Source organism: Ruegeria pomeroyi DSS-3 (assembly GCF_000011965.2).
In the GTDB taxonomy this organism is placed as follows: Bacteria; Pseudomonadota; Alphaproteobacteria; order Rhodobacterales; family Rhodobacteraceae; genus Ruegeria_B; species Ruegeria_B pomeroyi.
Genome location: NC_003911.12, coordinates 1031062 through 1043577 on the forward strand (window position 1 = coordinate 1031062; position 12516 = coordinate 1043577).

Consider the following 12516-nt stretch of genomic DNA (forward strand, 5'->3'; position numbering starts at 1 on the left):
AGGAGCCCCGCATGACCCACCGTATCCTCTTTGTCTGTCTAGGCAATATCTGCCGCTCGCCGGCGGCCGAGGGTGTGTTCCGCGCCCTGATGCCCGAAGTCGGGACCGACAGTGCCGGAACCGGTGGCTGGCATGTAGGTGAACCGCCCTATGGTCCGATGCGGGCAGCGGCCGCGGCGCGCGGCATCGACCTGTCGGATTTGCGGGCGCGCCAGTTCGTCGCGGGTGATTTCGGCCGGTTCGACCTGATTCTGGCGATGGATGCGCAGAACCTGGCCGATATCGAGGCGCAGCGCCCGGCAGGCAACGGGATACCAGTACGGCTGTTCACCGACTATGCGCCCGAGAGTGGCGCCACCCATGTTCCCGATCCCTATTATACCCGCGACTTCGACGGGGCGCTGGATCTGATTGAAGTGGCCGCGAGGGGCCTGCGGCAACGGCTGGCAGAGGGGGCGCTGCTGCCACTGTGAGGGGCCTCGCAGCGGGGCGGGCGGGGCGCTCCTCCACCCTTGCGGGTGTCCTCGCTTTGCGGGTCCTGACGGCCGCTCTGGTGCCCTGATCCACTTGCACCTTAAGGAAACCCGAAACTGGTCGCTTATCTTGCGCAAACTCGTTTGCGCCCTCTTGCTTGAACGGGCCCTGGCGTTGCTTGATCCGGTCGAAACGCTTCTTTGAAACGGTGCGCCCGATGTCCCGACCCTTCCGCACGCAGCGAGGACGCCCGCAAGGGCGGAAGAGCGGTGCTCAGCTCTCGATCACGCGCAGCTCGCCACCCAGCCAGGGCAGGCGCGCCACCGCCGGGTCGATGATCTGGCTTTGCACCAGCCGCCGCATCGTCTCGGCCACGTCGCGCGGCACCCGGTCGGCCCAATCGGCCCCGGCAAACAGCGAGATGCGTCGCGAGAAGGCGGCAAAGGGCAGGGCAAAGGCCTCGACCTCGTCATGAAAACGCTCTGCCCGCATAAAGCCCAGCGGCGTCGTCACCGCCCAGCCCAGCCGCCGCGCGACCATAGCCATCAGGGCCAGGTGCGAGCCGATCTCGAAGCGCTCTTCAAAGTCCAGTTTCTGGCGGGCCAGATGCGCCTCGATCTGGCGTCCGATCAGCTGTTCGCGAGCATAGCGCAGCAGCGGCAGCCCCTGCAGGGATGCCAGCATGTCGCCCCCCTTGGAGACCACGCCGCGCGGTGCCACCAGGATGAAGGGATCGCGCACCAGCGGGTATTCGATGATGCCGTCATGCACCTCGCCCGAGGTCGCGGCCACCGCTATGTGCAACCGCCGCGCTTTCATCGCCTCGCTGATCTCGTGGCTGGGCGCGGTGATCAGCTTGAACCGGCACTTGGTCAGGCTGTCGGCAAGCAGGGTTGCCAGCCGCGGGGTCAGATCGTTGTCGAAATCGTCGATCAGCCCCATGCTGAGCGTGCTCAGATGGGTCAGGTCCATCACCGTCAGCTCGCTTTGCGCCAACCGCAGCTGGCTCAGCACCGTTTCGGCGCGCGGCAGAAAGGCGCGACCGGCGGGGGTCAGTACCATCGGGCGGCGCCCGTGATCGACCAGATCGGTGCCAAGCGCCTGTTCCAGATTGCGCAGCTGTTGGCTGACGGCAGGCTGGCTCAGCCCCGTCAGGGTCGAGGCCTGGGCCACCGATCCGGTGCGCGACAGCGCCTCGAACACTTCCAGACCACGCAGGGTCACGCCTTTCATCAGCATCACGATCGCTCCGATCAGTTTTGCATTTTCTTAAGCTATCCTGACCTTAGGTCAAGTGAGGAAAACAGGAACACGCCATGACGATCACGGTTTTGAAATCCGCCCCCGGCCTGCCGCCCGCCCCACAGGGCGATGCGGCGGATGTGGTGCAGGTGATGCTGGCGCGCCTGCGTGCCGAGGGCGAGGCCGCCGCGCGCGACTATGCCGCGCGGCTCGACGGCTGGAGCGGCGAGATCGTGGTCAGCCCCGATCAGGTCGCGCGCGCCAGCGAGCAGGTGCCCGAGGACCTCAAGACCCAGATCCGCTATGCCCATGACAACATCCGCCGCTTTGCCGAGGCCCAGCGCGCCTCTGCACTGGATTTCCAGACCGAGCTGCGCCCGGGCCTGATCGCGGGGCAGAAACAGATTCCGCTGGCGGCGGCGGGGGCCTATGTGCCGGGCGGGCGCTATGCCCATATCGCCTCGGCGCTGATGTCGATCGCCACCGCCCGCGCCGCCGGGGTGGGCCAGATCACCGCCGTTTCGCCGCCACAGGTGGGGCGTGGGGTGCATCCGGCGATCCTCTATGCGATGTCGCTGGCGGGCGCGGACCGCATCCTGGCGCTGGGCGGGGTGCAGGGGGTGGCGGCGCTGGCCTTCGGCCTGTTTGGCGCGCCGCCCGCCGATATCCTGGTCGGCCCGGGCAATCAGTTCGTGGCCGAGGCCAAGCGCCAGCTGTTCGGCCCCGTGGGCATCGACATGTTCGCCGGCCCCACCGACAGCCTGGTGATCGCCGACTCCACCGCCGATCCGCTGACAGTGGCATGGGATCTGGTGGGGCAGGCCGAGCATGGCTACAACTCGCCGGTCTGGCTCGTCACCGACTCCGCCGCGCTGGCCGAGGCTGTGCTGGCCCATATCCCCGGCTGCATCGCCGATCTGCCCGAACCCAACCGTTCCAGCGCCCAGGCCGCCTGGGATGCCTTGGGCGAGGTGATCCTGTGCACCGACCGCGAGGAGATGGCCGCCACCGCAGATCGCTATGCGCCCGAGCACCTGCATGTGCAGGCCGCCGATCTAGACTGGTGGCGCGGACGCCTCTCGGCCTATGGCTCGCTGTTCCTGGGCGAGCTGACCACCGTGGCCTTTGGCGACAAGGCCAGCGGCCCCAACCATGTGCTGCCTACCTCGGGCGCGGCGCGCTATACCGGCGGGCTCAGCGTGCACAAGTTCCTGAAAACCGTGACCTGGCAACAGGTCGCGCCGCAGGCGCTGCCCGATCTGGCCCGCGCCACCGCCACCATCTCGCGTGCAGAGGGGATGGAGGGGCACGCCCGCACCGCCGATATCCGGCTGGAAAAACTGCGCCCGACGCTCAGGCAAGTCGGCACGGGCTGAAACGGCGTAAGGCGGGCTTCAGCCCGCCATCGCTCTTGTCAGATAAGTTACTGGCAGATCGCCTGCGCCAGCTCGCCAAAGGCCTTGTAGCGCTTCCACAGCGCCTCGTCGCTACTCTTGTCCGACATCCGAACCACCTGGGCCTGATGCGGGTCGCTGAACCATTTGGCGACCTTGCGCCGCTCGCTGCGGTTCAGCGCCTTGTTTGCCGCTTCCTGGATGCAGCCGCAGCGCTCAATGGTGGCGGCGTCGCGACCGCTCTGCCGGCAGGCCTGATTGATCACGCCCGGCGCGGCACTCGCCTGCACCGGCACCATCGTTGCCAAAAGGGCAGCGCCCAGCGCCCCCGTCAAAATCCGTCTCACGTCCTGGCCTCTTGCTCTGCCACGGGGTCTGCCGCCCCGCCTGTCGGGCGACACTATGGCAAAAGAGTCACCAGGGATCAATCGGCTGCGGTAAATGGAATGTGAGGGTGGCGCGAATGTGAACGACCAAGCCCCGGGCCGCGTTCGTAGGGTGGGCAATCCTGCCCACCGCCCCCGAGATGTCAGGCAATGGTGGGCAAACTGCCCACCCTACGGCGTTGGATTAGAAAGCGCCTGAAACTCGGATTGAACAATGCGCACGGATCGGGCGACGGGAAAGTGTCATCACCCGGGTGGCAGGGTTTTGACAAAGGCCCAGATTGCCTTGGCGACCTGTTGGATGCCCTCATTCTGCGCCGCCAGAGATGCGACCGCTATTGGTGCGCCCAACTTGACGACGGCTTTTCCGGCCTCTTTTGAGGCTTCGGTCAAGGCGAGGTCGATCTTGCCCCCGCAATAGGACGCAATCCGCACCGAGATATCCAACAGCGCCTTGGCGATTTTCTTGAGTTTGCCCAGCGATGGTTCGGGCTTGGTAATCTCGGCTTCCAGCGCCTCAATCTGATCCCAGATCAGCACGAAATCGCCACGCACAGCCTGCTGAACCCCGTCGTTCAGAGGCGGCCCGCCATTGTCGCCGATCAGACTTGTTGAGGAGAGTGCCATCCGAGGCGGCAGCGTGGCCTTCAAGGCGGCGATTTCGTGTTCAAGCTCGAAGAGGCGTTCGATCCGCGCGATCTCCTGCGCCACCGCCTTGGGGCCAGCCTTCCAGATGGCATCGTCGATCAGGGCGACCTGGCGTTGAAGTTCCCAGTCAAGAGGCTTGCCGTCGAACATGCCGCGATACCATCTGGCCCAGAAGGCCCAGGGCGTGCCGGGGGCGGCCTCTTCGAACGTTTCTACCGCTTCGGACACCTTCTCTGGAACCTGGGCGGGCCAGAGCGGTGTGGCAAAGATCTGTTGGCTCTGATCCGGCGCGGCGGAAAGGGCGGCGGAGTCGGCGGAGAGGGCGGCGGAGTCGGCGGAGAGGGCGGCGGAGAGGGCGGAGCGGGCGGCGGAGTCGGCGGAGAGGGCGGCGGAGCGGGCGGCGGAGTCGGCGGAGAGGGCGGCGGAGAGGGCGGAGCGGGCGGAGAGGGCGGCGGAGTCGGCGGAGTCGGCGGAGAGGGCGGCGGAGAGGGCGGAGCGGGCGGAGCGGGCGGAGAGGGCGGCGGAGTCGGCGGGGTGGGCGGCGGAGAGGGCGGAGCGGGCGGCGGAGAGGGCGGAGCGGGCGGCGGAGGCGGCGGAGCGGGCGGCGGAGACGATTTCCCTTGTGTCGTGGGTCGGCCATGTGCCCGCGACCCCCGACACAAGATTGGCCCGCAGGCAAGCCAAAAGGAAGACACTGCCATCGAAATTCTCGTCAACGTGATCACGGTAGCGAAAGGTATAGGGCGCCACGCGCAGCGCGGCCCGCGCGGCAAAGCCGACCCGTGCCCGATGGGGCAGGGCGCGCAGGAATTCCTCCAGCTCTTCTTCGTTGTTTACGTCACCCATATCACCCCTGACCCTGTCCCGCGTCAGCTTGCCGGGGGGCGCCCTTGTGCGCAAGGGCTCACGAGCCTATTGACCAAGGCTCAAATCCTCATCATATGCCCAATCCATGACAGACCTCGCCCATATCCGCAATTTCTCCATCGTCGCCCATATCGACCATGGCAAATCCACCCTTGCCGACCGGCTCATCCAGGAGACCGGGACGGTGCAGGATCGTGACATGAAGGAGCAGCTGCTCGACGCGATGGATATCGAGCGCGAGCGGGGCATCACCATCAAGGCCAACACCGTCCGCATCGACTATACCGCCGACGATGGTCAGGCCTATGTGCTGAACCTGATCGACACGCCGGGCCATGTCGACTTTGCCTATGAGGTCAGCCGTTCGATGCGCGCGGTCGAGGGCTCGCTTCTGGTGGTGGACAGCACCCAGGGGGTCGAGGCGCAGACGCTGGCCAATGTCTATCAGGCCATCGACGCCGACCACGAGATCGTGCCGATCCTCAACAAGATCGACCTGCCCGCCAGTGAATGCGACCGGGTGGCCGAACAGATCGAGGATGTGATCGGCATCGACGCCTCCGGCGCGATCCGGGTCAGTGCCAAGACCGGCGTCGGCATCCACGAAACGCTTGAGGCCATCGTCAAGCACCTGCCCGCGCCCAAGGGCACCCGTGACGCGCCGCTCAAGGCGATGCTGGTCGACAGCTGGTATGACAGCTATCTGGGCGTTATCGTGCTGGTGCGCATCATGGACGGCGTGCTGAAAAAGGGCATGCGGGTCAAGTTCATGTCGAACGGCACCCTGCACCACGTCGACCGCATCGGCGTGTTCCGCCCCGCCATGCAGATGATCGACAGCCTCGGCCCGGGCGAGATCGGCTTTCTCACCGCATCCATCAAGCAGGTGCGCGACACCCGCGTCGGCGACACCATCACCAATGACCGCAACGGCACCGAGGTCGCGCTGCCGGGCTTCAAGCCCGCCCAGCCGGTGGTGTTCTGCGGCCTCTTCCCGGTGGACTCGGCCGAGTTCGAGGATCTGCGCGACGCCATCGAGAAACTGGCGCTGAACGACGCCTCCTTCTCTTACGAAATGGAAACCTCGGCCGCGCTTGGCTTTGGCTTCCGCTGCGGCTTCCTTGGCCTTTTGCATCTCGAGGTCATCCGCGACCGGCTGGAACGCGAATACGATATCGAGCTGATCACCACCGCGCCCAGCGTGGTCTATCACGTCTTCATGAAAGACGGCGAGATGCGCGAGCTGCACAACCCCGCCGACATGCCCGACCTGTCCAAGGTCGACCATATCGAGGAGCCGCGGATCAAGGCCACCATCCTGGTGCCCGACGAATACCTGGGCGATGTGCTGAAACTCTGCCAGGACCGGCGCGGCATCCAGCAGGATCTGAGCTATGCCGGCTCGCGCGCCATGGTGGTCTATGACCTGCCGCTGAACGAGGTTGTGTTCGACTTCTACGACCGGCTGAAATCGGTGACCAAGGGCTATGCCAGCTTCGACTACCAGCTGACCGGCTATCGCGAGGACAGCCTGGTGAAAATGTCGATCCTGGTGAATGACGAGCCGGTGGACGCGCTGTCGACCATGGTCCACCGCGACCGGGCCGAGGCGCGCGGGCGGGCCATGTGCGAAAAGCTCAAGGACCTGATCCCCCGCCACATGTTCAAGATCCCGATCCAGGCGGCCATCGGCGGCAAGGTCATCGCGCGCGAGACCCTCTCGGCGCTGCGCAAGGACGTGACGGCGAAATGTTATGGCGGCGATGCGACCCGGAAACGCAAGCTGCTGGACAAGCAGAAGGCGGGCAAGAAGAAGATGCGCCAGTTCGGGAAAGTGGATATCCCGCAGGAGGCGTTCATTTCAGCCCTCAAAATGGACAGCTGAGGCTGTCCCTCTTCACACCGGTCGCGGCCTCACGCCCGTAGGGTGGGCAGTCCTGCCCGCCACGCTTGATGCGCCTGTGCGGTGGGCAAAATGCCCACCCTACGCTTGCTCATTTTGAGTGACGGTGGGCGAAAGCGGTAGGCGCAGCCTGGCGCGTGCCCGCACGCCCGAGAGTTGAGTGAGTCGGGACAGCTAAGGCTGCCCCTCTTGCGGGACAGTCCCGTAGGGTGGGCAGTCCTGCCCACCATGGGTGATGCGTTCGTGCGGCGGGCAAAATGCCCACACCAAGCTTGCAGTTTAGACCTTCCGAACCACTTCTATTAATGCCGCCAAGTAGTAATCCTTAGGCGTTTAATTCAACTATTAAATTCACAGTCATTACACCAATAACACCTAGGAACAAAGCTGTTAGCACGGCAGCGATGCTTACTTGCGTAAGCAAGCTCCTACGCGCACCAAGATGACCTCCAATATGAAAACGGTGGGTAATTTTCTCAAACACCAATAATCCGATCATTATTGCGCATAGGTTCAACAGAGAAAGGCCCAAAGGAATGTATCCGTTCGGAACAGCCTTTGGTACACCAAAAGGGAATAAGAGCGGAGCTATGAATGTGGCCAAAATTTGCATAAGCAACAAAGACATGAGCACGCTTAGCACGGCTAGAAAGGGAACTGTTTTCAAGAAGTGCCTCAGGGTTCAGGTGGCAATCCGATGACGACGAAGTCAGTCTTTGGAACGACAGGTATCAGGCAGAGGTTGAGGTAATCAAGATACAATCAGTGCTTGTAAGTTTCGCGCATTTATACCTGTGGCGGCACAGTTCAACGCATGATCGCAAAAATTGGCTGCGCTGCCTCCGATCTCTGCAACGACACCTCCGTCGGGTGGGATTCCATCCCCACGCTTCCTCACCAAAACCGCCCGTTCGGCCGCTCCTCGGCGCGGGTCATCTGGTCTTGCGGACAGGGGGCGTTGTCTAGTGCGTAGTCTGTTCGACCCTCACCGCCCCCGCACCAGGCCTCGCGCCAGTGTGGTCACGATAAAGCTCAGCGCGGCGACGCAGACGATGCTGGGGCCTGCTGGTGTGTCGAACAGGTACGCGCCGTATAGACCGGCCAGCGCCGACAGCCCGCCGATGCCCGCAGCCCCCAGGGCCATGCCCTCGGGCGTGCCCGACAGGGGCCGGGCGGCGGCGGCGGGAATGACCAGAAGTGCGGCGATCAGCAGCACGCCCACCACCTTGATCGCCACCGCAACCACCACCGCCAGCGCCAGTGTCAGCCAGGTCTCGGCCCGGCGCGGATCGACCCCGGCGGCATGGGCCAGATCGGGGTTCAGCGTCGCGATCAGCAGGTCGGACCAGCGCCACAGCGTCAGCCCCAGCACCAGCGCGCCGCCGCCCCAGATCACCGCCAGGTCACCGCGTGACACCGCCAGGATATCGCCGAACAGAAAGGCCATCAGGTCCAGCCGCACATCGGCCAGCAGCGACACCGCCACCAGCCCCGCCGCCAGCGCCGTATGGGCCATCACCCCCAGCGCCGTATCCATCGCATAGCCGCGCCCGCGCATCAGCGTCACCGCCGAGGCCATCAGCACCGCCGCCAGCACCACCGCCGGCAGGATCGGTGCCGACAGCGCCAGCGCCAGCGCCACGCCCAGCACCGCCGCATGGGCCGTCGCCTCGCCGAAATAGGCCATCCGCCGCCAGACCACGAAACAGCCCAGCGGCCCCGAGGCCAGCGCAACGCCCGCGCCCGCAAGCGCTGCACGGATCATGAAGTCGTCCAGCATCACCGGTCTCCGTGTGGATGCATATGCTCTGCGCCATGGTCGTGGCCGCAGTCGTCGTCGTGGCGATGGCTGTGCTGGTGGCGGTACAGCGCCAGCGCCCCCCGCGTGCCGGTGCCGAACAGCGCCCGGTATTCCGGCGCGTCGGCCACCACTTCGGGCGTGCCCTCGCAGCAGATATGGCCGTTCATGCACAGCACCCGGTCCGAGGCGGCCATGACGACGTGCAGATCGTGGCTGACCATCACTACCGCGCAGCCGAGGTCTTGGCGGACCTCTTCGATCTGCTCGTAAAATGCCGCCGATCCGGGCTGGTCCAGCCCCTGTGTCGCCTCGTCCAGCAGCAGCAGGTGCGGGCGTTCCAGCACCGCGCGCGCCAGCAGCACGCGCTGGAACTGGCCGCCCGACAGATCGGTCATCTGCCGGTTGGCCAGATCGGGCACGCCGGCGCGGGCCAGCGCCTCGGCGGCGACATCCTGCGGCACCCGGCGCGGCAGGCTCAGGAACCGGCTGACGGTGATCGGCAGCGTCGCGTCGATCGCCAGTTTCTGAGGCACATAGCCGATGCGCAGACCCGGCGCGCGGATCACCCGGCCCGAGGCCGCGGGCAGGGCGCCGATCAGCGCCCTGAGAAAGGTGGATTTGCCCGACCCGTTGGGGCCGACGATGGTGACGATCTCTCCCGCTGCCACGGCGACCGAGATATCGGCAAGCACGGTGCGTCCGTCGACCCGGATGCTCAGCCCCTCGGCGGCAATGACCGGCGTGTTCATGCGGCCTGACCCGCGCAGCCGGGGCAGAGCCCCTCGGCCTCGACCACGATCCGTTCGATGGTGAACCCGGCCTCGGCGGCGGCCTTGCCCAGGCGGCCCTGTTCCAACTCGGTTCCCGCCTCGGCCACCGCCTTGCAGTTGCGGCAGATCAGAAAGGCAGGCACGTGGTCCTCTTCGGGATGGGCGCAGGCGGTATAGGCGTTCAGCCGCTCGATCCGGTGGGCGAACCCGTTCTGCACCAGGAAATCCAGCGCCCGATAGGCCACGGGAGGTTGCGAGCCCAGCCCGTCGGCGGCGAGAATGTCGAGGATTTCATAAGCGCCCATGGCCCGGTGACGGTCCAGCAGGATTTCCAGCACCCGGCGGCGCACCGGGGTGAATTGCAGCTTGTGCGCGGCGCAGTGCCTTTCGGCCTGATGCAGCGCCGTGGCGATGCACTGGCTGTGGTCGTGACGTTCGAAACCTTTGGCGGTCATGCGGGCCTCCCGGCGAATTTCAGGCTTGATATGTTATAACATCCCCGATATCAAGCCGCACAGATTGTTACACTATAACATACCGAGGTGCCCATGACCCGACTTTCCCTCTCTGCGCTGCTGTTGACCTGCGCCACGCCCGTTCTGGCCGAGGCGCCCAGGGTCGCGGTCGATATCGCGCCACTCCATTCGTTGGTCGCGCAGGTCATGGCAGGGGTGGGAGAACCCGATCTGATCGTGCGCCCGGGCGCCTCGCCCCACAGCTACGCCCTGCGCCCGTCCGAGGCGCGGGCGCTGCAACAGGCCGATCTGGTGATCTGGGTCGGCGACGACCTGACCCCCTGGCTGGAAAAACCGCTGATGGCGCTGTCGGACGCGGGGCGTCAGATTGCCTTGCTAGATCATCCGTCGACGGCGCGGCTGGCTTATCGCGATCTTGCCCATGACGGTCATGACGACGCGCACACGCAAACAGGTCATGACGATCATGACCATGCGCAAGAGGCGCATGAAACCCATGACGACGATCACGACCACAGCGGCACCGATCCGCACGCCTGGCTCGATCCGGGCAATGCCAGCGCCTGGCTGTCGCTTCTGGCCGAGGAACTGGCCGCGCTCGACCCCGGTCATGCCGACCGCTACCGTGCCAATGCCGCCGAGGCGCAGGCCCGCCTGGCCGAGCTGACGATTCAGATCGCGACCGAGTTGCAGCCGATGCAGGGCAAACCCTTTATTGCCTTTCACGACGCCTATCAGTATTTCGAGCGCCCCTTTGGCCTGACGCTGGCCGGAACCGTGTCGCTGGGTGATGCCAGCAGCCCCAGCCCGGCGCGGCTGGCGCATCTGCGCGAAGAGGTGGTGGAAGAGGGGGTGAGCTGCGCCTTTTCCGAACCGCAATACAACACCGCGCTGCTGGAAACCGCGGTCGAGGGGACAGGCGCGGCGATCTTCGTGCTCGATCCGCTGGGCGCGGGGCTGGAGCCGGGACCGGCGCTTTATCCGCAGATGCTGCGCGACATGGCGGCAAGCTTTGCCGCCTGCGCGGCGCAGTGATCGGGGCCGGCGTTATTCGGCGGCGCTGAACCCTTCGATCAGCTGGCGCAGCCCCAGGGCGGCGCCGGCGAAGATCGCCAGAAAGGTGACCGGGGCGCTGATTGCCAGCAGGCTGAAGGCGGTCAGCCCCTGGCCCACGGTGCAACCCATGGCGATGACCGCGCCGGTGCCCATGATCGCGGCGCCCAGGATCTGGCGGCGCAATTCGCGCGGATCCTCGCAGGCCTCCCAGCGGAAATGGCCCTTGATCAGCGAGCCGATGAAGGCCCCGGCCCAGACCCCGGCAACCGAACCCACCGCAAAGGACAGCGGGCGCACTGAACCGGTCATCGCATAGAGGATGGATTCGCCCACAGGTGCCGAGAAGCTGTGCGACACCACCTGCAACCCATCGAACCCGTGTTGATAGACCCAATAGCTGCCGGCCCAGCCGCCAACGATTGCCGCCGCGACCACCAGCGACCAGAAGATGGATTTCGGCTCTTGCCGCATGTCCCGTGAGCTAAGCGCGCCCAGGCAGAGGATCAGCCCGATGCCGATGCCGATCACATGCACCGGCAGGCCGGTTAGCGCATGGGCATGGTGGGCCAGCCCCGGCGGCAGGTCGCCGGCGACCTCGATCTGGGGAAACAGCAGGTTGCGCAGCGGTGCCAGCGGCCCGGCCAGGGTGACATAGGTAAACACGCCCATAACCAGCACGATGACAAAGGCGCGCAGATCGCCACCACCCAGCCGTGCGATCGAGCCGTAGCCGCAATTGCCCGCCAGCGCCATGCCATAGCCGAACATCAGCCCGCCCAGGATCGAGGCCAGCGGCATCCAGCGGATCGACAGGTAATAGCTTTGCCCCGGATCGAGCCAGCCCAGCCCCATCAGGCCGAAACTGCCTGCCATGGCGGCGCCGATGGCCAGCACCCACATCCGCATCCGGACGTCTGAACCGCCATAAAGCAGGTCCTCGATCGCGCCCAGGGTGCAGAACCGGCCCAGGCGCGCGGCCAGGCCCAGGGCAATGCCGCCCACAAGGCCAACCAGCGCCACGGCCTGACTGTCACTCAGCCAAACAAGCATGTTTTCCTCCCCACGCTCCGGTGGCCGGTTCCGCTTGGTGGCGACCGGAACCGGGTGGGCGGCTCAGTCGTTGTTGCAGAACAGGTCGTAGACCACTTCCAGTATCCGCCGCGGCCGTTCATCTGCCAAGCGGTAATAGATCGCCTTGCCTTCGCGGCGCGGAATCACCAGACCTTCGAGCCGCAGCCGGGACAGTTGTTGCGAGACCGCCGCCTGACGGGCGGCCAGCAGCTCTTCCAGCTCGGTCACCGATTTCTCGCCCGACACCAGATGGCACAGGATCATCAGGCGCCCTTCGTGGCTGATCGCCTTGAGGAAATTCGACGCAGTCGTGGCGTTGTCGACCATCTTGTCGAGTTCATCATCGGCCATATCGGTCGAAAACTGCGGAAGTGCCATGTCTCGTGTCCTTGTTCCCGGGGCGGTCCCGGGCTGTGTCTCAAGCGTCA

The 12516-nt window shown here is 65.6% G+C and carries 12 protein-coding genes; 4 read left to right on the top strand and 8 right to left on the bottom strand.

Going from position 1 to position 12516, the window contains the following annotated elements:
- The first annotated feature begins 11 nt into the window (after positions 1–11).
- A complete protein-coding gene (locus SPO_RS04920) occupies positions 12–473 on the top strand; it encodes a low molecular weight protein-tyrosine-phosphatase (RefSeq protein WP_011046727.1) in 462 nt (153 codons plus the stop codon).
- A gap of 274 nt (positions 474–747) precedes the next feature.
- Here SPO_RS04920 and SPO_RS04925 read toward each other — a convergent pair whose 3' ends face one another.
- Positions 748–1713: a LysR family transcriptional regulator gene (locus tag SPO_RS04925; protein ID WP_044027946.1), complete on the bottom strand. Its 966-nt coding sequence runs from the start codon at positions 1711–1713 to the stop codon at positions 748–750.
- A 77-nt stretch (positions 1714–1790) separates the two neighbouring features.
- Here SPO_RS04925 and hisD point away from each other — a divergent pair, with 77 nt between their 5' ends.
- Positions 1791–3092: a histidinol dehydrogenase gene (gene hisD, locus SPO_RS04930; RefSeq protein WP_011046729.1), complete on the top strand. Its 1302-nt coding sequence runs from the start codon at positions 1791–1793 to the stop codon at positions 3090–3092.
- Positions 3093–3139: 47 nt separating this feature from the next.
- Here hisD and SPO_RS04935 read toward each other — a convergent pair whose 3' ends face one another.
- Together SPO_RS04935 and SPO_RS23065 are read right to left on the bottom strand one after the other, a co-directional pair.
- Positions 3140–3457 carry a hypothetical protein gene (locus tag SPO_RS04935; protein ID WP_044027947.1) on the bottom strand — a complete coding sequence of 106 codons (318 nt, stop codon included), beginning with the start codon at positions 3455–3457 and terminating at the stop codon, positions 3140–3142.
- A gap of 285 nt (positions 3458–3742) precedes the next feature.
- The gene (locus tag SPO_RS23065; RefSeq protein ID WP_158454157.1) at positions 3743–4990 is read right to left on the bottom strand and encodes a hypothetical protein; all 1248 of its coding nucleotides are present in this window, start codon (positions 4988–4990) and stop codon (positions 3743–3745) included.
- A gap of 106 nt (positions 4991–5096) precedes the next feature.
- On the opposite strand from SPO_RS23065, the gene lepA reads away from it, so the two are divergent.
- Positions 5097–6896, top strand: a complete 1800-nt coding sequence (gene lepA / locus SPO_RS04950) for a translation elongation factor 4 (protein WP_011046731.1) — start codon at positions 5097–5099, stop codon at positions 6894–6896.
- Positions 6897–7899: 1003 nt separating this feature from the next.
- Here the strand turns inward: lepA and SPO_RS04955 are convergent.
- The 3 genes from SPO_RS04955 to SPO_RS04965 are packed head-to-tail and all read right to left on the bottom strand — an operon-like array spanning position 7900 to position 9940.
- Positions 7900–8694: a metal ABC transporter permease gene (locus SPO_RS04955; protein ID WP_044027949.1), complete on the bottom strand. Its 795-nt coding sequence runs from the start codon at positions 8692–8694 to the stop codon at positions 7900–7902.
- Positions 8694–9464, bottom strand: a complete 771-nt coding sequence (locus SPO_RS04960; RefSeq protein WP_011046733.1) for an ATP-binding cassette domain-containing protein — start codon at positions 9462–9464, stop codon at positions 8694–8696. Before SPO_RS04960 ends, SPO_RS04955 begins: the two co-directional genes overlap by 1 nt.
- Entirely contained in the window at positions 9461–9940 is a 480-nt protein-coding gene (locus tag SPO_RS04965; protein ID WP_011046734.1) for a transcriptional repressor, read from the bottom strand. The genes SPO_RS04960 and SPO_RS04965 overlap by 4 nt, the downstream gene beginning before the upstream one ends.
- A gap of 93 nt (positions 9941–10033) precedes the next feature.
- On the opposite strand from SPO_RS04965, the gene SPO_RS04970 reads away from it, so the two are divergent.
- Positions 10034–10996 (top strand): zinc ABC transporter substrate-binding protein, encoded by a 963-nt coding sequence (locus SPO_RS04970; RefSeq protein ID WP_044027950.1) that lies wholly within the window; start codon positions 10034–10036, stop codon positions 10994–10996.
- 12 nt (positions 10997–11008) lie between these two features.
- Here SPO_RS04970 and SPO_RS04975 read toward each other — a convergent pair whose 3' ends face one another.
- Both SPO_RS04975 and SPO_RS04980 read right to left on the bottom strand, forming a co-directional pair.
- A complete protein-coding gene (locus tag SPO_RS04975; protein WP_011046736.1) occupies positions 11009–12067 on the bottom strand; it encodes a YeeE/YedE family protein in 1059 nt (352 codons plus the stop codon).
- A gap of 63 nt (positions 12068–12130) precedes the next feature.
- Entirely contained in the window at positions 12131–12466 is a 336-nt protein-coding gene (locus tag SPO_RS04980) for an ArsR/SmtB family transcription factor (RefSeq protein ID WP_044027951.1), read from the bottom strand.
- Positions 12467–12516 lie beyond the last annotated feature (50 nt).